The organism is Klebsiella sp. BIGb0407, assembly GCF_024807845.1.
Classification (GTDB): domain Bacteria; phylum Pseudomonadota; class Gammaproteobacteria; order Enterobacterales; family Enterobacteriaceae; genus JGM124.
This window is the reverse complement of the sequence record NZ_JANUEQ010000001.1, coordinates 1,451,641-1,472,628: the sequence shown is the minus strand read 5'-3', so window position 1 is coordinate 1,472,628 and position 20,988 is coordinate 1,451,641. Positions and strand designations below refer to the sequence as shown.

The 20,988-nt window shown below is 48.5% G+C and carries 20 protein-coding genes; 9 read left to right on the top strand and 11 right to left on the bottom strand.

The window, feature by feature from the left end:
• Positions 1-43 precede the first annotated feature (43 nt).
• The 5 genes from M2387_RS06805 to rlmC all read left to right on the top strand — a co-directional run bounded on the left by M2387_RS06805 (position 44) and on the right by rlmC (position 4,374).
• Positions 44-949 carry a LysR family transcriptional regulator gene (locus tag M2387_RS06805; protein ID WP_259048073.1) on the top strand — a complete coding sequence of 302 codons (906 nt, stop codon included), beginning with the start codon at positions 44-46 and terminating at the stop codon, positions 947-949.
• 74 nt (positions 950-1,023) lie between these two features.
• Positions 1,024-1,926: a 30S ribosomal protein S6--L-glutamate ligase gene (rimK, locus tag M2387_RS06800; RefSeq protein WP_259048072.1), complete on the top strand. Its 903-nt coding sequence runs from the start codon at positions 1,024-1,026 to the stop codon at positions 1,924-1,926.
• A gap of 90 nt (positions 1,927-2,016) precedes the next feature.
• Positions 2,017-2,493 carry a YbjN domain-containing protein gene (locus tag M2387_RS06795; protein WP_259048071.1) on the top strand — a complete coding sequence of 159 codons (477 nt, stop codon included), beginning with the start codon at positions 2,017-2,019 and terminating at the stop codon, positions 2,491-2,493.
• A gap of 228 nt (positions 2,494-2,721) precedes the next feature.
• Positions 2,722-3,186 (top strand): YbjO family protein, encoded by a 465-nt coding sequence (locus tag M2387_RS06790; protein ID WP_259048336.1) that lies wholly within the window; start codon positions 2,722-2,724, stop codon positions 3,184-3,186.
• Between the two features lie 51 nt (positions 3,187-3,237).
• Entirely contained in the window at positions 3,238-4,374 is a 1,137-nt protein-coding gene (gene rlmC, locus M2387_RS06785) for a 23S rRNA (uracil(747)-C(5))-methyltransferase RlmC (protein ID WP_259048070.1), read from the top strand.
• Between the two features lie 45 nt (positions 4,375-4,419).
• Here rlmC and M2387_RS06780 read toward each other — a convergent pair whose 3' ends face one another.
• The 5 genes from M2387_RS06780 to artP form a co-directional block, all read right to left on the bottom strand.
• Positions 4,420-5,151: an arginine ABC transporter substrate-binding protein gene (locus tag M2387_RS06780; RefSeq protein WP_259048068.1), complete on the bottom strand. Its 732-nt coding sequence runs from the start codon at positions 5,149-5,151 to the stop codon at positions 4,420-4,422.
• A gap of 163 nt (positions 5,152-5,314) precedes the next feature.
• Positions 5,315-5,983: an arginine ABC transporter permease ArtM gene (artM, locus tag M2387_RS06775; protein ID WP_259048066.1), complete on the bottom strand. Its 669-nt coding sequence runs from the start codon at positions 5,981-5,983 to the stop codon at positions 5,315-5,317.
• Positions 5,983-6,699, bottom strand: coding sequence for an arginine ABC transporter permease ArtQ (artQ, locus tag M2387_RS06770; protein WP_259048064.1), 717 nt, complete (start codon positions 6,697-6,699; stop codon positions 5,983-5,985). Before artQ ends, artM begins: the two co-directional genes overlap by 1 nt.
• Before the next feature lie 8 nt (positions 6,700-6,707).
• Positions 6,708-7,439 (bottom strand): arginine ABC transporter substrate-binding protein, encoded by a 732-nt coding sequence (gene artJ / locus M2387_RS06765; RefSeq protein ID WP_259048062.1) that lies wholly within the window; start codon positions 7,437-7,439, stop codon positions 6,708-6,710.
• Between the two features lie 19 nt (positions 7,440-7,458).
• Complete coding sequence (artP, locus tag M2387_RS06760; RefSeq protein WP_259048060.1) at positions 7,459-8,187, bottom strand: arginine ABC transporter ATP-binding protein ArtP; 729 nt, start codon at positions 8,185-8,187, stop codon at positions 7,459-7,461.
• A 245-nt stretch (positions 8,188-8,432) separates the two neighbouring features.
• Between artP and M2387_RS06755 the strand changes: the two genes are divergently transcribed.
• A complete protein-coding gene (locus M2387_RS06755; protein ID WP_259048058.1) occupies positions 8,433-9,263 on the top strand; it encodes an N-acetylmuramoyl-L-alanine amidase in 831 nt (276 codons plus the stop codon).
• Here M2387_RS06755 and M2387_RS06750 read toward each other — a convergent pair.
• The 4 genes from M2387_RS06750 to poxB all read right to left on the bottom strand — a co-directional run bounded on the left by M2387_RS06750 (position 9,260) and on the right by poxB (position 14,610).
• Positions 9,260-10,270, bottom strand: a complete 1,011-nt coding sequence (locus M2387_RS06750) for an NAD-dependent epimerase/dehydratase family protein (RefSeq protein WP_259048057.1) — start codon at positions 10,268-10,270, stop codon at positions 9,260-9,262. The genes M2387_RS06755 and M2387_RS06750 overlap by 4 nt on opposite strands.
• A 99-nt stretch (positions 10,271-10,369) precedes the next feature.
• Positions 10,370-11,806: an SDR family oxidoreductase gene (locus tag M2387_RS06745; protein WP_259048055.1), complete on the bottom strand. Its 1,437-nt coding sequence runs from the start codon at positions 11,804-11,806 to the stop codon at positions 10,370-10,372.
• A gap of 13 nt (positions 11,807-11,819) precedes the next feature.
• Positions 11,820-12,821: a low-specificity L-threonine aldolase gene (gene ltaE, locus M2387_RS06740; protein WP_259048053.1), complete on the bottom strand. Its 1,002-nt coding sequence runs from the start codon at positions 12,819-12,821 to the stop codon at positions 11,820-11,822.
• A gap of 67 nt (positions 12,822-12,888) precedes the next feature.
• Positions 12,889-14,610, bottom strand: coding sequence for a ubiquinone-dependent pyruvate dehydrogenase (gene poxB / locus M2387_RS06735; RefSeq protein WP_259048333.1), 1,722 nt, complete (start codon positions 14,608-14,610; stop codon positions 12,889-12,891).
• Positions 14,611-14,840: 230 nt separating this feature from the next.
• Here poxB and M2387_RS06730 point away from each other — a divergent pair, with 230 nt between their 5' ends.
• Entirely contained in the window at positions 14,841-16,496 is a 1,656-nt protein-coding gene (locus tag M2387_RS06730) for an ATP-dependent endonuclease (RefSeq protein WP_259048332.1), read from the top strand.
• A 35-nt stretch (positions 16,497-16,531) separates the two neighbouring features.
• Here the strand turns inward: M2387_RS06730 and M2387_RS06725 are convergent, their stop codons facing one another.
• Positions 16,532-17,479: a VirK/YbjX family protein gene (locus M2387_RS06725; RefSeq protein WP_259048052.1), complete on the bottom strand. Its 948-nt coding sequence runs from the start codon at positions 17,477-17,479 to the stop codon at positions 16,532-16,534.
• A gap of 150 nt (positions 17,480-17,629) precedes the next feature.
• Between M2387_RS06725 and macA the strand changes: the two genes are divergently transcribed.
• Positions 17,630-18,745, top strand: a complete 1,116-nt coding sequence (macA, locus tag M2387_RS06720; protein ID WP_259048050.1) for a macrolide transporter subunit MacA — start codon at positions 17,630-17,632, stop codon at positions 18,743-18,745.
• Positions 18,742-20,688, top strand: coding sequence for a macrolide ABC transporter ATP-binding protein/permease MacB (macB, locus tag M2387_RS06715; protein ID WP_259048049.1), 1,947 nt, complete (start codon positions 18,742-18,744; stop codon positions 20,686-20,688). Before macA ends, macB begins: the two co-directional genes overlap by 4 nt.
• 74 nt (positions 20,689-20,762) lie before the next feature.
• Here macB and cspD read toward each other — a convergent pair whose 3' ends face one another.
• Entirely contained in the window at positions 20,763-20,984 is a 222-nt protein-coding gene (gene cspD, locus M2387_RS06710; protein WP_259048047.1) for a cold shock-like protein CspD, read from the bottom strand.
• Between the last annotated feature and the right edge of the window lie 4 nt (positions 20,985-20,988).

Below are 20,988 nucleotides of genomic sequence, written 5' to 3'. Positions count from 1 at the left end.
GTATAGAATGGTAATTTATGGGGCTTGCTAATAGAGGAGTCCCATGAAAAATTCCCAACGCATCTATCGTACCGATTTTAAACTGTTGCGTTATTTCCAGGCGGTAGCCGAAGAGCTCCATTTCGGTAAAGCGGCCGCTCGACTCAATATGTCCCAGCCTCCTCTCAGTTTCCATATCAAAGAGCTTGAATCCCAGCTCGGCACGCTGCTGTTTATTCGCCATTCCCGGCACGTAGCACTGACTTATGCCGGGCAGGTGTTGCTGGAAGAAACCCGGCAGCTACTGGAGAATGCGAACCTGGCGCTGGCAAGAGTGGAAAAAATTGGTCGGGGTGAGGGGGGGCGTGTTCATCTTGGCATTGTTGGCACGGCTATCTGGGGAGGGTTACGGCACGGTTTGCAGCAATTTATCGCTGACTATCCGGCTATCGATCTTACCTTCTGTGAAAAATCGCCGGGAGACCAGTTGGTCCTGCTGGAACGTAAAGAGATTGATGCCGGGATCTGGCGCATGGAAACCTCGCCTCCTGGTGGGCTACAAAGTGAAAGATTGCACAAAGCGACTTTTATGGTCGCTCTTCCTGAAAACCATCCGCTGGCTCAGCAAGAAACTATCGATATTATTCAGCTGCGAAAGGAGGCTTTTGTCACCATGACAGCGGTTCACTCCGACTGGACGTTCCTGCAGCGAGTGTGTCGTGAAGCCGGATTTACGCCTCGGGTGGTCAGAGAAGCCGTCGAGCCACAGACAGTACTGGCCTTAGTCAGTATTGGGTTTGGTTTAACGATAATTGCTGATAGTTATGCTCAGATGAGCTGGCCTGGTGTGGTTTTTCGTCGTCCCACAAATCCGATCCCGGCCGATCTCTATGCGGTATATGATCCTATGCATCTGACGTCTACCACACAACAACTCATTGCCGCACTGAAGTCTTCATCCGGATGTTAACGGGTCGTTGAAATCTGATGGGGGTGGTATGATACGGCCACGTTCATGTTGATTCTGTTACGCAGAGGTACAGATTGAAGATCGCTATTTTGTCCCGGGATGGAACACTTTATTCGTGTAGGCGATTACGCGAAGCAGCGATACGGTGTGGTCACTTAGTGGATGTTATCGACCCCCTTTCTTGTTATATGAATATCGACCCTCTGGCACCCTCTGTGCACTATAAAGGGCAGCAGTTACCGCATTACGATGCTGTGATACCCCGCATTGGTTCTGCGATGACGTTCTACGGTACCGCGGTATTACGCCAGTTTGAAATGCTGGGCAGCTACCCATTAAATGAATCAGTCGCGATTACTCGTGCCAGGGATAAACTGCGTTCGCTACAGTTGCTGGCCCGACAAGGTCTGGATCTGCCTGTGACCGGCTTTGCTCACTCACCTGATGATACTAATGACCTGATTAACCGTGTCGGCGGTGCGCCGCTGGTGGTTAAGCTGGTGGAAGGTACGCAGGGTATTGGTGTGGTGCTTGCGGAAACGCGGCAGGCAGCAGAAAGTGTGATTGACGCTTTTCGCGGGCTTAATGCGCATATCCTGGTGCAGGAGTATATTAAAGAGGCCGAAGGTCGGGATATTCGTTGCCTGGTGATAGGCAATACGGTGGTTGCGGCGATTGAACGGCAGGCGAAACCGGGTGATTTTCGTTCGAATTTACATCGTGGTGGTACTGCTCGACCGGTGACAATTACGGCAAAAGAGCGAGAGGTTGCACTGCAAGCCACCAGTGCCTTGGGTCTGGAAGTGGCCGGGGTGGATATTTTACGGGCTAACCGCGGCCCGCTGGTGATGGAGGTAAACGCTTCACCGGGGCTGGAAGGCATTGAAAAAACCAGCGGCATTGATATTGCCAGACTGATGATCGAATGGATAGAACAGCAAGCGCAGCCTGATTACCGCCTTAAAACGGGTGGTTAAGGTGCCAATACTGCTTATTAATAGCAAGAACGGCTATTTTTGCGTACCATATTAAGTAATTTATTATACAGGTATGAGGTTTTTGCGGTTATGGATTCACTTGTTGTTCCTACTCTGGACGTGCTACGCCGCTGGCTGGATGAAAACGGCGTCAGTTTCTTTGAGTGCGATACCTGTCAGGCATTACATTTGCCCCATATGCAGAATTTTGACGGTGTATATGACGCAAAAATCGACCTCCTCGATAATATCGTTTTGTTCTCTGCTCTGGCAGAAGTTAAACCTTCAGCCTTGTTACCTCTGGCAGCCGATATTTCATCGATTAATGCCAGCTCCCTGACAGTCAAAGCGTTCCTGGATATTCAGGACGATAACTTGCCCAAGCTGGTGGTATGCCAGTCGTTGAATGCCTCTGTCGGTATCACGCGTGAACAATTTGCCGCTTTTATCAAACAAAGCGAAGAGCAAATTTCGATGGTTATTCTTGAAGCCTGCGCTAATCAGTTGCTGTTTGTGACGGAAGAAGAGGTGGGCGATCCCGAGGCTAAAATGCATTTTCTGCATTAGTTCCCTCGCATCAATTCACAGAATCACGGCGCTGATTCTGTTGGCTGAACGCTGTGTGATAAGCCATAAAAAATAGCAGGTAACGCGTTTATTCAGCTTAATCAGATGATATCTGTCGCAAAAATAGTACAAAATTGTATTTTGAGTGACTAATACTCAGAACGTTCTGCTTGTCGCGCTGTCTTTTAATTGCCGACTTGTAAGGTTAAGGAGCTGAAGTTTGTGGACATGATAAAAAAACAGCGTTGCCCACACGCCAGACTGAATACTCCTACATTTGTTCTGATTGCCGCTATCGGGATAATTACTACCCGTTGCCTCGATTTGGTGTTGCTGTTTAATATGCTCGGTTTTTCCGGAGCTATGGATTTTTTTTATCGCGGTATGCAAACCTGGGCATTACGGCTGATTTTTTTTGGCAGTATCTTCATGCTGGTGGCCGAGCTTTATTGTGCCGTCTCTATCATCAAGGGGTTTAACTGGGGACGCTGGATATTTTTACTGACTCAGATTATTGCCACAGGGTATTTATGGGCGGCGTCTCTGGGTTTTGGTTATCCGGAACTGTTCAGTATTGCAGGCGAAACCCAGCGCGAAATTCTTCGCTCTCTGTTTATTCAGAAATTACCTGACTTACTGGTACTCTTTTTATTGTTTGTCCCACGTCGCAGCCGGCTTTTTTTCAGGCGCTAATATGCGCAGAATGCTACAATCTGCGCCCTCGCTTTTCTTCAGGGTTTTATTATGGATTGCGCGCTTTATGACGCGGACCGCTGTCACTCCTGTCAGTGGCTTAAACAACCGATAGCTGACCAGCTCTCCAGGAAGATGGATAATCTTCAGCAACTATTGCAGGGTGTCGCGGTTAAGCAGTGGTGCCTGCCTGTTAGTGGTGCTGAACAGGCATTCCGTAATAAAGCCAAAATGGTGGTTAGCGGAAGTGTCGAAAAGCCACTACTCGGGATGTTACATCGCAATGGTGTGCCTGAGGATCTGACGGATTGTCCGCTGTATCCGCCTTCATTTACCCCCGTGTTTAACGCCCTTAAGCCTTTTATTGCCAGGGCAGGTTTGACTCCCTATAACGTCGCCCGTAAGCGGGGAGAGTTAAAATATATCCTGATCACGGAGAGTCAGTTAGATGGCGGCATAATGTTGCGTTTTGTCTTGCGATCTGAGGCAAAAATGGATGCTTTGCGCCGGGTATTACCTGAATTACAGGCCCAGTTACCTCAGCTAAAAGTGATTTCAGCCAATATTCAGCCAGTACATATGGCGATAATGGAAGGGGAGCAAGAGATCCCGCTCACTGAAGAACAGGCCCTGGCAGAAGAGTTTAATCATGTGCCTTTGTTTATTCGCCCGCAAAGCTTTTTCCAGACCAATCCACAGGTTGCCTCAGAATTATATGCAACGGCCAGGGACTGGATTCGGGCGTTGCCGGTTAATCATATGTGGGATTTGTTTTGTGGTGTCGGGGGCTTCGGGCTGCATTGTGCAACACCGGATATGAAACTGACCGGCATTGAAATCGCTCCGCAAGCTATTGCTTGTGCTCAGCGTTCAGCAAAGTTACTGGGGTTGAACAATATTCAATTTCAGGCGCTCGATTCGACAGCCTTTGCTGTGGGCCAGCAAGATATTCCTGACCTGGTACTGGTTAATCCGCCCCGGCGCGGTATCGGACCCGCACTCTGTGATTACTTAAGTGCGATGCGACCGGCATTTATTATCTATTCCAGCTGTAATGCTGAAACCATGGCGCGGGATATTGCTATGTTGCCGGACTACCAGCTTGAGAAAGTTCAGCTTTTCGACATGTTCCCTCATACTGCCCATTATGAGGTTCTGACCTTGCTGATTCGGCGTAACAAGGGATAGGCTCGTAATTGAGTGCATACCCGCGAGGGTATGCACTTATCTTTATTATTGCGGGAACCATTTATCATTAAGTTTCTGATAGGTACCGTCTGCTTTAATTGCCGCCAGAGCGGTGTTCAGTTTGCTCAGCAGCTCTGGGTTATCCTGACGAACAGCAATACCCATACCGGCACCAAAGTATTCAGGATCGGCGGTATGCTCGCCTACAGGGCCCAATTCCGGACTGGTTTTTAGCCACTCATTGACAGCGGCTGTATCACCAAACACTCCATCGATACGGCCATTTTTCAGGTCAATAAAAGCATTCTGATAACTGTCATAAGAGACTGTTTTTACTTCAGGATGTTTATCCTGGATATACTTCTGGTGAGTCGAACCATTTTCCATCCCAATACGTTTGCCTTTCAGGTCATCAAAAGAGCTATAGACTCCTTTTTTAGCGATGACGACGGCAGAGTTATCATAGTACGGGTTGGTGAAGGCGACTTGTTTAGCGCGCTCAGCGGTGATGTCCATACCTGAAATAACAGCGTCATATTTGCGGAACTTAAGGGAAGTAATCAGACTGTCAAAAGCATGGTTGTTGAAGGTGCAGTCAGCTTTCATCTGTGTGCATAAAGCTTTCGCCAGATCGATATCAAAACCGGCGATTTGGTTATTCGCATCCATAAACTCAAAAGGAGGATAAGTTGCTGAGGAAGCAAAGTTGATTTTGTCAGCGGCGCTAGCATTGACGGCAACTGTGGCGAATAGGGCGGCTAACAGTAACTTCTTCATTGGGATGGCTCCAGTGGGTATATATAATTATAAATTGCCGTTACCGGCATAAGATAACCATGCCACTAAATGAATTTATATGCAATATAGATGTATTATTATTTAATTTTTGACGAAAAAAAACGAGGATAAATCCTCGTTTTATTCGGCCATATTTGTTTGCTTAGTTTCTGCGTTCAAATGCCAGTGCCCGGCGTTCAATTAAGCGCATCATCAACGTCAGTAAACCATTGACCACCAGATAGACGATACCTGCTGCGCCAAATACTGATACATCATAAGTACGACCGTACAGCTGCTGGGCATAGCCCATCACTTCCATCAGCGTTATGGTATAAGCCAGTGAGGTACTTTTGAAAACCAGAACCACTTCGTTAGAGTAAGAGGAAAGCGCACGCTTAAAGGCATAAGGTAACAAAATAGCCAGCGTATCTTTCTTGCTCATCCCTAAAGCACTACAAGACTGCCACTGACCTTCGGGAATGGCACGAATGGCTCCGTGAAACAGCAGCGTGGTATAGGCCGCACTGTTGAGTGACAAAGCGATTAACGCACATAACCAGGGCTCAGACAGTAAGCTCCAAATCAACGGATAGTGCTGAAGAGAGGGGAACTGTCCCGGACCGTAGTAGATCAGGAATATTTGTACCAGCAATGGCGTGCCGGTAAATAGCGTGATATAGCCACGTACCAGCAGGTTCAGAACCGGTGTTTTTAGCGTCAGAATGACGGTAAAAACCAGTGACATCATTAATGCCAGAATAATTGATGCCGCGGTGAGGGTCAGGCTGGTATGCAGACCTTTCATCAGCTCAGGCAGGAAATCGAGCATCAGTTAGGCCTCCGTTCAAAACGCGTTGCACGCAGGTCAATACGTTTCAATATGTACTGACTGAACAACGTAATAACCAGATAAATTGCCGCCGCAACTACGTACCAGGTAAAGGGTTCCTGAGTTCGTGTAGCGATACTTTTGGTTTGTAGCATCAGGTCATTGACGCTTATCAGCGAAACCAGCGCGGTATCTTTCAGTAATACCAGCCATTGGTTACCTAACCCCGGCAGGGCGTGGCGCCACATCTGGGGCATTACCAGACGAAAGAAAATCGCCGACTTAGACAGGCCTAAAGCCTGACCGGATTCCCACTGTCCAATAGGAACGGCTTTCAGCGCACCACGTAGTGTTTGCGAAGCATAAGCCGCATACAGTAGGGATAGCGCAATCACCCCGCAGAGGAAGGGGCTGACATCAAAATCGGTGATCGGCACCTGAATCAGAAACGAGGTAAAGCCCAGATTCAGCGTAAAGCCGTCTGCCAGTATCAACAGTATCTGCGATGAGCCAAAATAGATAAACAATACCACCAGGATCTCAGGCAGACCGCGCAGCACTGTCACCAGGCCGGTAGCCGTCCAGGAGATCGCGCGATATTTGCTTGACTCCCACACGGCAAAAAACATTGCCAGTGCAAGGCCCGCTATCAAGGCGCAAACGGCAAGGCCGACGGTCATACCGGCGGCACTTGCTAATGGAAAAAATTCATTCATCGAATAGATTACTTCTGGAACCATTTGTCATAGATGGCCTGATAAGTACCATCTTTCTTCACTTTTTCCAGAGCCGCATTCAGCTTAGCTTGCAGCTCGGTGTTGTCCTGGCGCATCGCGATGCCAAGCCCGGTACCAAAGTAATCTTTATCAGTGACTTTATCGCCGACTGGAGCCAGCTTGGAACCGTCTTGCAGCCATTCTGTTACTACCGCAGTATCACCAAATACGGCATTAATACGACCACTTTGTAAATCCAGCTTGGCATTCTGATAGCTATCGTATGGGACGGTAGTAATTTCTGGATGTTTATCAGTAATAAATTTCTGATGAGTGGTTCCATTCTGAACGCCAACTTTCTTACCTTTTAATGCCGCGATATCAGCATTTTTACCTGTCTGACCGACAAACAACGCAGAGTTGTCATAGTACGGCTGAGTAAACAGAACCTGTTTTTCACGCTCAGGAGTGATGTCCATACCGGCCATAACCACATCGAAACGACGGAATTTTAAGCCTGGGATCAAGCTGTCGAATGCCTGGTTAGTAAAAGTACAGGTCGCATCAATCTCTTTACACAGCGCATTGGCTAAATCGACATCAAAACCAACGATTTGGTTATTGGCATCAATAGACTCAAACGGAGGGTAGGAGGCTTCAGTTGCGAAACGCAGAGTTTGCGCGGCGCTTGCTGAGAAAGTAACGGCAGCTAACAGTGTTGCCAGCAGAACTTTTTTCATTGTCGTTTCCCGTTCAACATCAGTGAGAGAGGTAGGATTTAAACGCTTCGGTCTGCGGGTTGCTGAAGCAGCTCGCATCACCTTGTTCAACAATATGGCCATTTTCCATGTAAATAACACGACTGGCTGTTTTGCGTGCAACTTCCACTTCGTGTGTGACAATGACCTGAGTGATTTTCGTTTCTGCCAGCTCGTTAATGATACTGACAATTTGTGCCGTGATTTCTGGATCCAGTGCCGCGGTAGGTTCGTCGAACAACAACACCTGCGGCTCCATCATTAATGCCCGGGCAATAGCAACACGTTGCTGTTGTCCGCCGGAAAGATGCAGCGGATATCTGTCCATATATGGCGTTAATCGAAGACGTTCCAGCAATTTATCAGCACGGGCGCGTGCTTTTTCCTTGCTTAAACCCAGTACCCGACAAGGGGCTTCAATCAGGTTATCCAGCACGCTCAGATGTGGCCAGAGATTATATTGCTGAAACACCATGCCGACGTTCTGTCGTAATTCACGAATCGCTTTATCACTGGGTACTTTTGAAAAATCATAGGTATTACCAGCAATGCTCAGGGTGCCGGAACGTGGCATCTCCAGCAAATTAAGCACCCGCAATAGCGAGCTCTTACCCGCGCCGCTAGGGCCTAGCAACACCAGTGTTTCACCCTGCGGGCAATGTAGTGTGATATCAAATAGTGCCTGATGGACACCATAGAAGCAGTTAACGCCGTTTAGTTGAATACTCATGGGTTGCAGTTTGGGGGTTGAATAGCTCATTGAAGTCGAAAAGGGTACCTTTAACAGAATAGTTATGCAATCTTTGCGCGTTAAATCTTAAAATAAACAGATTTAGTCCATTAAAATTAGCACAAAATAGTGCCGGATGTCGGTGACGACTATCAAATTGCCTGGAATTAAGAATCAGGCACCTTTATACAGGGTAGAATGGCGGTAAAGTCTGAACACTTAGGCTGAATAATAGAGAGGCTGGAATGTATTCACGGATGATAGTGTGTTGTTTAATGATATTACTGACGGGCTGCGCCAGGCAGCAGGGGATAGTGGATAAAGGTGAATACCTGATTGACCTGCGGCATCCTGCCCAGGCTTCTTACCCGCGCATCAGAATGCTGGTTATTCACTATACTGCCGATCATTTTCACGGCTCATTACGTACCCTGACAGGGCCTGATGTCAGCTCGCATTATCTTATCCCTGCCACGCCACCTGTGTCTGCGGGTAAACCGGTTATCTGGCAACTGGTTCCGGAACAACAGCTGGCCTGGCACGCCGGGGTCAGTTTCTGGCGAGGAAGTCAGCGTATCAACGATATCTCAATTGGCATTGAGTTAGAAAATAGCGGTTTTACTCAGCATGGAGATAAAAAACAGTTTTATCCTTTTGCTCCCTCACAGATAGCGGTGCTGGAAAAATTACTGCCGGAGATTATCGAACGCTATCAGATTGCCCCCGAGAATATCGTGGCACACAGTGATATTGCCCCTCAGCGCAAAGTCGACCCTGGGCCATTATTCCCATGGCAGCGATTAGCTGAACGCGGCATCGGTGCCTGGCCTTCCCCGGATCGTGTGGCCTTCTATTTGAATGGTCGTGCTGCTTTTGAACCCGTCGATCAGGCTAATTTGCTGGATCTGCTGGCTCGCTATGGCTATCAGGTAGCGCCTGAGATGACACAGGCGCAGCTAAAGCAGGTTATTGCCGCTTTTCAGATGCATTTCCGCCCACAAAACTATAGCGGGCAGGCTGATGCACAGACGCAAGCGATTGTTGAAGCGCTGCTGGAAAAGTATGGTCAGGGTTAACGTCGGTGCAGGGTTCCGTGATCTTTCAGCCATAATGCCGTTTGCCGAATACCTTCATCAAGCGTGACTATTGGCTGATAGTTCAGCTCGGTTTTTGCCCGGCTGATATCAAGCGTAAAGTCAAAATGTAATTTAGAAACGCCGTAGTGAGTAAGTACCGGTTCTTTAGCTGACTTGTTACTAAAGTGCTCCATGCTGCGGGCAACCAGATCCAGCATCGGGTAAGGCACAGAGCGAATACGGCAGTGGATCCCTAACTCATCAATCAGCTTCTGGACAATACTGCGCAGTGTACGCGGCTCATTATTGGTGATGTTATAGGTTCGGCCTGAAGGGTAGTGCGTAGTTTGCGTGGCGAGCCACATGGCATGCACGGCATTCTCGACATAGGTCATATCGACAAAGGCTTCTCCACCCCGCGGCAACAGAACGCTGCCATAGTGGCGCATCATATTGACCAGTCGAGGGAAAAACACATTATCGTGCGCGCCGAATAAACTTTGTGGACGCAGAATTGTAAAGTGCGTGCCTGGATTCGACTGCGCTAAAGTCTGGATCACCGCTTCGCTATTGGCCTTACTGCGGGCAAAGGCATTAGCAAAACGAAATGGCCGAAAATCTTCTTCGATATCACGGCGATGGTGATAATCAAAATAGAGTGAGGGCGATGAAATATGGATAAAATTTCGTATTCCTGAGGCCACAGACCATTCTCCCAGACGTCGGGTTGCGCGGACATTGGCTAAATCAAAGGCTTCCTGGGTTCCCCAGGGAGAGGTGAAGCTTGAGCAGTGCCAGAGTGTATCAACCCCGGCAAGCAAGGCTTTCGCTTGAGCAGAAACAAGCGTTGCGAGGTCTGCATGAATAAATTCAGCCCCCATTTTTTCCAGCAAGGGTCCCATGGCTGCATTGGCGCCGGTTGCCCGTACGCTAACGCCTTTTGCACACAAATAATCTACCGCATTTCGACCTAAACCGCTGGTAGCGCCGGTGACCAGTACCTTCATGTTGCTCAACTCAGATAGGTGAAGTTAAGGTTACGTATTTTCCGTGAAATAATACTATACGCAATGAAAATCCTGAATAATTGACTGCTATTTGATATCTCAGGCAGAATTATTTTCCGCTAAATTGACAATTTTGTGTGCCATTCCTCTGAAGATAAACAGATGCGCCGGGCTCATCACTAACCAGTAGAGCAATCCAGGCATACCTGCCGGGTGCCACCATGCCCGAACATCCAGCTTGCGCTGATGTCCGTCATCAGAAAGTCGGAAGGTCAGACGCCCGAGTCCCGGCGCTTTCATGCCAAATAACAGCGTCAGTTCTTGCTGAGGTTCGACGACAATCACTTTCCAGCTATCAACATAATCACCGATTTCCAGTAGCGCTCTTTCAGGGCGACCTGTTGCCAGTTTATGACCGATAATCCGGTCCATAAACGCACGTGTTTTCCACAACGCATTACCAAAGAAATAGCCTTGTTCGCCGCCCAGTTGATTGACGACTTTCCACAGGTCTTCAAGACTTGCGTCTGTCGTGACGGTGCAACCTGCCTGGCGGGCAAAAAAGCCATAGTCAGGCTGCCAGCGATTAAGAGCCTGAGGATCGTTACCCCAGTTAAGGGCATCAGAAAGTTTATGCTGATGATTGAGTGCGGAACGCACCGCATCATCAAAGGAAATCAGTGGCTGAGGAATAAGTTCACGTAGCTGACGGTCATCCGCCAGTAAGTCATGCTTCAAGCCTTGAATCAGTGCGCTGGCGAGCGTTGGCGGCACCGAGGTTATCAGGTTAAGAAACCAGACAGAGATCCAGCGCACCGGAAACGGAATGGGGATCAGCGGGCGATGTTTACCGCTGACGGCCATAAAACGCTTAAATTGTTGCTGATAACTGAGGACTTCAGGCCCTGCGGCTTCAAGTATCCGATGCCTTGAGGCGGGGATATCTAACAGATGTACCAGGTAGTAAAGCAGATTATCCAGCGCAATAGGCGTAGTGCGTGAGCGTACCCAGCGTGGGGGGGTTAATACTGGCAGGTTATAGACCATATCACGCATCACTTCAAAGGCGGCTGAACCTGAACCAATCACGATACCTGCGCGTAACTCTGTTACCGGAATACCTGCATCACGTAATATTTCAGCGGTTAACTGTCGGGCTTGTAAATGCCCAGAGTATTGATTCCCGCTAACTTGTAGCGAGCTGAGAAATATTATCTGCTTAACGGGCTGTTGTCTGAGCGCATTACGGAGATGTGTGGCAGCCTGCTGTTCCAGGGCGACAAAATCAGCGCCATCACCCATGCTGTGAATCAGATAGTAGAGGGTATCGACCTGCTCCAGCAGTGAGAGCGGAAACTGTGGGTCGTGCAGATCGACCGCGTGATATTCTACCCCGGATCTTGCCTGTTTTTTTAGCGCATCGATGTGCCGGGCAGCGGCGATAACCTGGTGCCCGGCCTCACTCAGCTGCACAATCAGGTGCCGGCCAATATAGCCGCTGGCACCCAGAACCAAAATCCTTTTCGATTGTGTCATGGTCAGTTCCTGTCTAGCGCTGGATAAAGGTGCGCCAGTGCGCAACTACCTCTGCCAGCTGTGCACGGCTGACATCAAGGTGCGTAACCAGACGCATATTCGCGCCAGCGCTGATAATAATATTTCTTTCGCGCATAAACTGACCAAATTCGCTGGCCTGCTCAGCGGGCATACGTGCAAAGACCATATTGGTGTCCTGACGGATAACATCCACACCTATCTCTTTCAGCTCGCCGGCAAGCCAGTGCGCGTTATCATGGTCTTCTTGTAAACGTGAGATATTATTTTCCAGAGCAAACAGCCCTGCCGCCGCTAAAATTCCCGACTGACGCATACCGCCACCGGTCATTTTACGCCAGCGGTTTGCTCGCTTAATATAGTCATGGCTGCCGACTAACAGTGAGCCGACTGGCGTTCCGAGACCTTTCGAAAGGCAAAGTGTAAAGGTGTCACAGTAGCGGGTAATTTCTTCCAGTGTGCAGCCGTAGGCGACAGTGGCATTAAACAGTCGGGCACCGTCAATATGCAGGGCAAGATTATGCTCACGGGTAAATTCCCAGGCTTGCTGGAAATATTCACGTGGCAGCACTTTGCCGTTATGGGTATTTTCCAGACTCAGCAGCTTGGTTCGTGCGAAATGAATATCATCCGGTTTGATTTTTGCTGCAACTTTGTCGAGCGGAAGTGAGCCGTCCGGGTTAGCGTCAATCGGTTGTGGCTGGATACTGCCTAATACTGCCGCACCCCCGGCCTCATAAAGGTAATTATGCGCCACCTGGCCGACAATATACTCTTCCCCGCGTTCACAGTGACTCAGCAGCGCAACCAGGTTAGCCTGGGTACCGGTTGGTAAAAACAGCGCGGCTTCTTTGCCGCTGAGCTGGGCGACGAGCTCTTGCAGCTTATTAACGGTAGGGTCATCACCATAAACATCATCCCCGGTGGGGGCAGCCATCATTCGTTCCAGCATGGCACGGCTTGGGCGGGTTACGGTATCACTGCGCAAATCTATCATGGGAAAGTCCTTTTGGCTTAGAATGAACACCTGAAAGCTATTCAGGTGTTCAGAGTAGCGGGTTGTGTCATCGGAACCAATTTGTTTTAGCTAAATCGATAACCTCGTCACCGCGTCCATTGATGATGGCTCGCATCATATACAAACTAAAGCCTTTTGCTTGCTCCAGTTTAATTTCGGGTGGCATAGCCAGCTCGTCTTTTGCTACCACTACATCGACCAAGGCCGGGCCATCAAAAGCAAAAGCTTGCTCGAGGGCAGCATTCAGATCTTCCGGTTGTTCTACCCGGAAACTTTTGATTCCGCAGGCGCTGGCAATTGCGGCAAAGTTGGTAGGATGTAAATCAGTACCATTGGTCAGATAGCCACCGGCTTTCATCTCCATGGCGACAAAACCGAGTACACTATTATTAAAAATGACAATTTTTATCGGCAGATTCAACTGTATCACTGAGAGGAAATCACCCATCAGCATACTAAAGCCGCCGTCACCGCACATGGCGACCACCTGGCGGTCAGGTGCGGTAGCTTTAGCGCCTAATGCTTGTGGCATAGCGTTGGCCATTGAACCATGGTTAAACGAACCGAGCAGTCGGCGTTTACCATTCATTTTCAGGTAACGGGCAGACCAGACAGTCGGGGTGCCCACATCACAGGTAAAAATGGCATCTTCCCCGGCATAGTGACTAATTTGCTGTGCCAGATATTGAGGGTGAATAGGCTTATCAGGTATTGGTTGTGCCAGAGCGTCGAGCTCTTCACGTGTTTTTTGGTAATGTTTTTTGGCTTTATCCAGGAAGTGTTGATCGGTCTTCTCTTCAAGCAGGGGGAGCAATGCGCTCAGGGTGGTTTTGACATCACCGATGATAGCCATATCGATTTTGCTGTGCGCCCCGATACTACCAGGATTAATATCTATCTGGACAATATTGGCGTTAGTCGGGTAGAAAGCACGGTAGGGGAATTGCGTTCCGATGAGTACCAGAATATCGGCATTCAGCATGGTGTGGTAACCCGAACTAAAACCTATCAGGCCTGTCATGCCGACATCGTAGGGGTTGTCATACTCAACATGCTCTTTGCCTCGTAGAGCATGCACAATCGGTGCTTTCAGTTTTTCAGCAAGCTGGATCAGTTCTTTATGTGCCCCAGCACAGCCACTTCCGCACATCAGGGCGATATCGGCATCAGAACTTAACAGTTCTGCGAGCTTCTCAAGCTCTTGTAGCGGAGGAGTAACAATGGGTTGAGGTGCAGGATACCAGTCAGTACTGGCTGACTCAGGCGCCCATTTAAGCGCGATATCACCCGGCAATACCACCACTGAGACTCCCCGATTAAGCACGGCTTTACGCATTGCTATTGCTAAGACTTGTGGGATTTGCTCGGGATTAGTGACTAATTCGCAGTAATGACTGCATTCGCGGAATAATTCTTGTGGATGCGTTTCCTGAAAATACCCGGTGCCAATTTCGCTGGAAGGAATATGGGCGGCGATTGCCAGCACCGGAACGCGGTTGCGATGGCAGTCATATAACCCATTAATGAGATGTAGGTTGCCGGGTCCACATGAACCCGCACAGACGGCCAGTTCTCCCGTTAATGCCGCTTCAGCACCAGCAGCAAACGCCGCAACCTCTTCGTGACGGGTCGCCATCCATTTTATGGTCCCCATACGATTAAGGCTGTCACTGATGCCATTAAGTGAGTCTCCGGTGACACCCCAAATGCGTTTAACCCCTGCACTTTCAAGTGTTTTTGCAAGGTAGGTTGCTACGTTCTGTTTCATCATTTTCCTTATCTATTGACAGAGTTAACAGGCTTTACCTCGGTTTGGAGGTAGAGGAAGGCGTCAGATTGACGAGAGCAGGTATGATAGAAAGCCACAGACTAGGACAAGCAAGCAAGAAAAAAGTGCCAGGACAGACTCTGTGATTCGACTCTCGTCATAATAGCAAGATCCAGGTATCCTGGATGATGACAGGTATACTGGAAGAAGTTTTCACAGCAGGAGAAGCTATGTTTCTTGAACGGATAGAAATTGTGGGTTTTCGGGGTATTAACCGATTGTCGTTAATGCTTGAGCAAAATAACGTCCTGATCGGTGAAAATGCCTGGGGAAAGTCGAGTTTGCTGGATGCATTAACGCTACTTCTTGCTGCTGATAATCGCTTGTATGAATTTACTCAGAACGACTTCTATTTTCCGCCAGGTGAACAACAGGGACGGGAAAATCATTTACATATTATTCTAACCTTCAGAGAACAGGCTGAAGGAAGCAGTCATAGTCGTCGCTGTCGGGGACTGGCCCCGGTATGGATTGCCGATAGCGATAATGTTCAGCGTATCTTCTATCGCTTAGAGGGAGAGCTGGGTGATGACGGTTCGGTGCTGACATTACGTTCATTTCTTGATGAACAAGGCCATCCGTTAGCGCTGGGTGATATTGACTCATTAGCCAGGAAATTAATTAGCCTGATTCCGGTATTACGGTTGAGAGATGCGCGTTTTATGCGACGTCTGAAAAGCAACACTGTCCCGAAAATGCCGGATACTGAAATTACCGCACGTCAGCTTGATTATTTAACCCATGAGCTGGTTGCTAATCCGCAAAATCTCAGCGACCTTCAGGTGCGTAAAGGGCTGTCCGCCATGGTGCAGCTGCTGGAGCACTATTTCTCTGAGCAGGGGGGAGAGTCTCATCAGCGATTACTTCGCCGCCAGACCCATGATGAGAAAAAAGGCTGGCGCTATCTTGATGCGATTAACCGCATGATAGATAAACCAAATACTCGTGCTTACCGCCTGATTTTACTGGGAATGTTCGCCACTTTATTACAGGCTAAAGGGAATGTGTTATTGAACCGCGACGCTCAGCCCTTGTTGCTGGTGGAGGATCCAGAAACTCGCCTGCATCCCATTATGCTGTCGGTCGCCTGGAATTTATTGAATGTGCTACCGCTACAAAAAATCACCACCACCAACTCCGGGGAACTGTTATCACTCACGCCGGTAGAACAGGTCTGTCGTCTGGTTCGTGAGTCATCAAAAGTGGCGGCCTGGCGTCTGGGGCCTGGTGGAATGAGTGCCGAAGACAGCCGGCGAATTGCCTTTCATATTCGTTTTAATCGCGCTTCTTCACTGTTTGCCCGTTGCTGGCTATTGGTTGAAGGTGAAACGGAAATTTGGATGATGAATGAGCTGGCGCGACAGTGCGGGCATCATTTTGACACCGAGGGCGTCAGAGTGATTGAATTTGCGCAGTCAGGTTTGAAGCCACTGCTTAAATTTGCCCGGCGCATGGGTATTGAGTGGCATGTCCTGGTCGATGGTGATGAGGCAGGAAAGAAATATGCCGCTACGGTACGCAGTATTGTGGATGATAACCCCCAAGGTTTACGCGATCACTTGACTGCGTTACCGGCCCTGGATATGGAACACTTTATGTACCGTCAGGGTTTTTCTGATGTTTTTCACCGGATTGCACAGCTACCACAAGGTGTACCGATGAATACGCGGCGTATTATCACCAAAGCCATTAGCCGCTCTTCTAAACCAGACCTGGCGATTGAAATTGCGATGGAGGCAGGACGGCGTGGAGAGAGTGCTATTCCGTCCTTGCTGAAAAATATGTTTTCACGGGTGCTATGGCTGGCCAGAGGCCGTGCGGAATAACAGCCTGTCCCCTGCCTGCTGGGATAGGCTCTACGTTAAAAATGGCCGTCAATGCTATGGGTCAGGCTATTTAGCAGCTCATAGCGACGGCGATATTCGGCCCGTTTTTTACTGGCAATATCTTCTAGTGATTTACGCCCAATAGCAGCAGGTAGCAGAAACAGACCATCTTTACGTAACTCCCCATTCATAGATAACCAGAATCTGTCGTAATCGGCATGCATCAGCTGTTTTTTCTTTTTCTCATAACGCCAGGATCGATAGATATGCGTGCTATTGCTGACAGCCAGAATCTGCTCAACATGACAATATCCGGCAAGAGTACAGACAGCTTCCAGCAATAAACGTTTGGGGAACAAACCGTGGCAGGCCTTGGTCGCGAGCTGGATAGATTCATGAGGAACGCAAGATCTTGCACCCTGAAGGCCGCCAATAAATAAGGTTTTTTTGTTATCGTGCTGGCAAAGAGTAAAGGTTAATTTTGCCAGAATGACGCGTTCGCTATCGCAAAAATTTAACGTTACTTCACCTTCTTTTCCTTGCATATCAAAGGATGAGAGATTAACAAAATAGGACTCATTATTTTTTCCCTGAAGCTCCGCCAGACAGTAGCCCCGCTCAGTAAAACTTTCTTTGAGCATTTGCTCAGAAAAAATGTCTGAAATATCCTTGTAGTGGCAAGCAATGGCTTTAAAAGTTTCTGCGCGCGGAATATTGACCGCAAGGTAAGGGCGATGCAAACGACAAGGTAAGTCAGGCTGGGCTGTCAGCATTGATGCAAGAAAAGGCTGACTAACAAGATTTTTCATTAGCTTTATCGTTCTGAAGGGCATCGCTAATGAACGTAAGATAAATTTTCGCCGATAGGTGGGATTATTCCATGATTGCCCTGGCTGCCATTTCCCTTGGGCGAGTGACATAAAAAGCTGCCAGCTATTTTTCGGTAAACTGCCAGGGACTGAATGGACATTAATGTGTGACATAATACAGGCTCAAAGGACAATGAAGGCCGGAATTACAGCATGGCGTTTATATACTAACGTTCAATAAACGCTACTTTCTTCACAGAAAACTACGATTTGTTTGTTTTTTGATCAATTTATTTGATGGTTAAAGATGTCATTAGGACGCTTATGAAAAATAAGAGACATATAAAGAAACTGTATTGGTTGTTATTCCTGCTGTTGGTAGCAGGCGTTTTTTGGCTTTGGTCAGTGCTGAATACCCCTGTCCCGCAGTACCAGACATTAATTGTGCGTAAAAGCGCATTACAACAAAGCGTGCTGGCGACAGGAAAACTGGATGCACTGCGCAAAGTTGATGTAGGTGCTCAGGTTAGCGGACAGCTTCAGACGCTGTCGGTGAGTATTGGTGATAAGGTTAAAAAAGATCAGCTGTTAGGGGTTATTGATCCCGAGCAGGCAGAAAACCAAATTAAAGAGGTTGATGCCACACTGATGGAGCTACGCGCTCAGCGTCAGCAGGCTGTCGCACAAAGTCAGCTTGCGAGCATGACTCTCTCCCGGCAGCAGGCACTGGCAAAAACACAGCTGATTTCACGACAGGATCTGGATATAGCGAAGACCGATTTAGCCGTCAAGCAAGCGCAAATTGCGACAATTGACGCACAAATTAAGCGTAATCAGGCGAGTTTGAGTAGTGCCCGAACTAATCTTGAGTTCACGCGTATTATTGCTCCTATGGCTGGGGAAGTGACTCAAATCACCACGCTGCAAGGACAAACGGTTATTGCAGCCCAGCAGGCTCCTAATATTCTGACCCTGGCCGATTTAAGCACCATGCTGGTAAAAGCTCAGGTATCTGAGGCCGATGTCATACATATTAAACCGGGATTAAAAGTCTGGTTTACCGTGCTGGGTTCACCCACCGAACGCTATGAAGGGGTTATCAAAGATATTTTGCCGACTCCGGATAAAGTAAATGAGGCCATTTTCTACAATGCCCGCTTTGAAGTGCCGAATTTAAATGGCCTGCTGCGTCTGGATATGACCGCACAAGTTCATATTCAACTGGCTGAAATGAAAGATATTATTACTATTCCTCTGGCCGCACTGGGTGAACCTGTAGGGGAGAATCGTTATAACGTGACTATCTTGCGCAATGGGGAAACCAAAGTGCGCGAAGTGACTATCGGGATCCGTAACGATACGCAAGTTCAGGTCATCAAGGGGCTTGAGGAAGGAGAAGAAGTGGTCACAGGCCGACTCAGTGAAGGAGGCGCATCATGAGTGTCCTGCTCGAGCTAAAAGATATCCGTCGTAGTTATCCTTCCGGTGAAGAACAGGTGGAGGTACTAAAAGGTATCACCCTGAACATCGAAGCCGGAGAAATGGTGGCGATTATCGGTGCTTCTGGCTCGGGAAAGTCCACTCTGATGAATATTCTGGGGTGTCTGGATAAACCGAGCAGTGGCAGCTATAAAGTTGCCGGCGTTGATACTGCAACACTGGATGAAGATCAGCTGGCGACGTTACGTCGTGAACATTTTGGTTTTATCTTCCAGCGCTATCATTTGCTCTCACACCTGAATGCTTCACAAAATGTCGAAGTGCCCGCGGTCTATGCCGGAACAACGCGAACCCAGCGTAAGCAACGTGCAACTGAACTGTTAACCCGACTGGGATTAGGTGAGCGCGTTGACTATCGGCCTTCGCAGCTATCAGGCGGCCAGCAGCAGCGTGTCAGTATCGCACGCGCGCTGATGAACGGCGGGCAGGTTATTCTGGCAGATGAGCCAACCGGAGCACTGGACAGCCATTCTGGTGAAGAGGTGATGGCTACCCTGAAACAACTGTGTCAGCAGGGGCATACGGTTATTATCGTCACCCATGATCCGACGGTTGCTGCCCAGGCGCAGCGAATTATTGAAATTCGTGACGGTGAAATTGTCCGCAATCCTCCTGCTTTACCTCAGGATAGCGCTTCTTTCACCGACAAACCGCAGTTAGCAAAAAATACATCATTTCAGCAAATATTCAGCCGTTTTCGTGAAGCATTGAGCATGGCCTGGCTGGCATTAGCCGCCAATAAAATGCGTACTCTGCTGACGATGCTGGGTATTATTATCGGTATTGCTTCCGTAGTGTCTATTGTCGTGATTGGTGATGCGGCTAAACAGCTGGTGCTGGCTGATATTCGGGCGATCGGAACTAACACGATTGATGTCTATCCGGGTAAAGATTTTGGTGATGACGATCCCCAATTTCAGCAGTCGCTAAAAGAAGCCGATTTAACCGCCATTCTTAAACAGCCCTGGGTGAATTCTGCCACTGCCTCAATTTCCAGTAATCTCCGATTACGTTATGGCAATGTTGATGTCGCAGCCAGTGTTAACGGCGTCAGTGGTGACTATTTCAATGTCTACGGTATGACTATCAGCCAGGGAACAGCTTTTAATAATGAGCAAATGTTTGAACGTGCTCAGGTGGTGGTGATTGATGAGAATAGTAAGCGTCAATTATTTCCTAATAAAACCCAGGTCGTGGGTGAAGTTATTCTGGTCGGTAATGTACCCGCTACGGTGATTGGCGTTGCCACTGAGAAGCAGTCGATGTTTGGCAGCAGTAAAGTATTACGCGTCTGGTTACCTTACAGCACCATGGCGAATCGGGTGATGGGCCAGCGCTGGTTGAATTCGATTACGGTACGCGTTAAAGAGGGATATAGCAGCCAGGATGCCGAACGACAGCTTAATCAGCTGCTCAATTTACGCCATGGCCAGCAAGACTTTTTTACCTACAATATGGATGGCCTGTTGAAAACGGCAGAAAAGACCACACGTACATTACAGATGTTCTTAACGCTGGTGGCGGTGATTTCCTTACTGGTTGGTGGGATTGGCGTAATGAATATTATGCTGGTTTCGGTCACTGAGCGTACCAAAGAGATTGGTATTCGTATGGCGGTGGGGGCCAGAGCAAGTGATGTATTACAGCAGTTTTTAATTGAAGCTGTGCTGGTCTGTTTAGTCGGAGGGGCATTGGGTGTCTCGCTGTCATTGCTGATAGCGATGAGCTTGCAGCTTGTTCTACCTGGCTGGGAGATAGGTTTTTCACCCGTTGCGTTACTGACTGCCTTTGGTTGTTCTACGGCTATTGGGGTACTTTTTGGCTGGCTACCGGCGCGTAACGCGGCGCGTTTGAATCCGATTGATGCTCTGGCAAGAGAGTAGGGTGAGCGGATAAAATGTCAGCCCTGATATGGCTGACATTTTACGCCAGAGGCTCAAGATATTGATGAGTGTACTCAGGCAACAGCGTCTGTCATGAGTGGAACTATCAGGCTGGCATGATTACCTTTAGGCCCCTGATGAGTATCAAATTTGACAGTTTGTCCGGCTTTAAGTGTTCTGTAACCATCCATCTGAATGGTGGAATAGTGTGCGAAGATATCTTCACCACCCTCTTCCGGACAGATAAAGCCAAACCCTTTGGAATTATTGAACCATTTAACGGTACCCGTTCCCATACTT

Excerpts from the sequence above, each read along its gene's own strand:
- M2387_RS06725 (WP_259048052.1), bottom strand. The coding sequence starts at position 17,479 with ATGTCACACATTAATGTCCATTCAGTCCCTGGCAGTTTACCGAAAAAT.
- artQ (WP_259048064.1), bottom strand. The coding sequence starts at position 6,699 with ATGAATGAATTTTTTCCATTAGCAAGTGCCGCCGGTATGACCGTCGGC.
- cspD (WP_259048047.1), bottom strand. The coding sequence starts at position 20,984 with ATGGGAACGGGTACCGTTAAATGGTTCAATAATTCCAAAGGGTTTGGC.
- M2387_RS06730 (WP_259048332.1), top strand. The coding sequence starts at position 14,841 with ATGTTTCTTGAACGGATAGAAATTGTGGGTTTTCGGGGTATTAACCGA.
- artM (WP_259048066.1), bottom strand. The coding sequence starts at position 5,983 with ATGCTCGATTTCCTGCCTGAGCTGATGAAAGGTCTGCATACCAGCCTG.
- macB (WP_259048049.1), top strand. The coding sequence starts at position 18,742 with ATGAGTGTCCTGCTCGAGCTAAAAGATATCCGTCGTAGTTATCCTTCC.
- M2387_RS06790 (WP_259048336.1), top strand. The coding sequence starts at position 2,722 with ATGATAAAAAAACAGCGTTGCCCACACGCCAGACTGAATACTCCTACA.
- M2387_RS06795 (WP_259048071.1), top strand. The coding sequence starts at position 2,017 with ATGGATTCACTTGTTGTTCCTACTCTGGACGTGCTACGCCGCTGGCTG.
- poxB (WP_259048333.1), bottom strand. The coding sequence starts at position 14,610 with ATGAAACAGAACGTAGCAACCTACCTTGCAAAAACACTTGAAAGTGCA.
- M2387_RS06780 (WP_259048068.1), bottom strand. The coding sequence starts at position 5,151 with ATGAAGAAGTTACTGTTAGCCGCCCTATTCGCCACAGTTGCCGTCAAT.
- M2387_RS06750 (WP_259048057.1), bottom strand. The coding sequence starts at position 10,270 with ATGAAGGTACTGGTCACCGGCGCTACCAGCGGTTTAGGTCGAAATGCG.
- artJ (WP_259048062.1), bottom strand. The coding sequence starts at position 7,439 with ATGAAAAAAGTTCTGCTGGCAACACTGTTAGCTGCCGTTACTTTCTCA.
- M2387_RS06745 (WP_259048055.1), bottom strand. The coding sequence starts at position 11,806 with ATGACACAATCGAAAAGGATTTTGGTTCTGGGTGCCAGCGGCTATATT.
- M2387_RS06755 (WP_259048058.1), top strand. The coding sequence starts at position 8,433 with ATGTATTCACGGATGATAGTGTGTTGTTTAATGATATTACTGACGGGC.
- rlmC (WP_259048070.1), top strand. The coding sequence starts at position 3,238 with ATGGATTGCGCGCTTTATGACGCGGACCGCTGTCACTCCTGTCAGTGG.
- M2387_RS06805 (WP_259048073.1), top strand. The coding sequence starts at position 44 with ATGAAAAATTCCCAACGCATCTATCGTACCGATTTTAAACTGTTGCGT.
- macA (WP_259048050.1), top strand. The coding sequence starts at position 17,630 with ATGAAAAATAAGAGACATATAAAGAAACTGTATTGGTTGTTATTCCTG.
- ltaE (WP_259048053.1), bottom strand. The coding sequence starts at position 12,821 with ATGATAGATTTGCGCAGTGATACCGTAACCCGCCCAAGCCGTGCCATG.
- artP (WP_259048060.1), bottom strand. The coding sequence starts at position 8,187 with ATGAGTATTCAACTAAACGGCGTTAACTGCTTCTATGGTGTCCATCAG.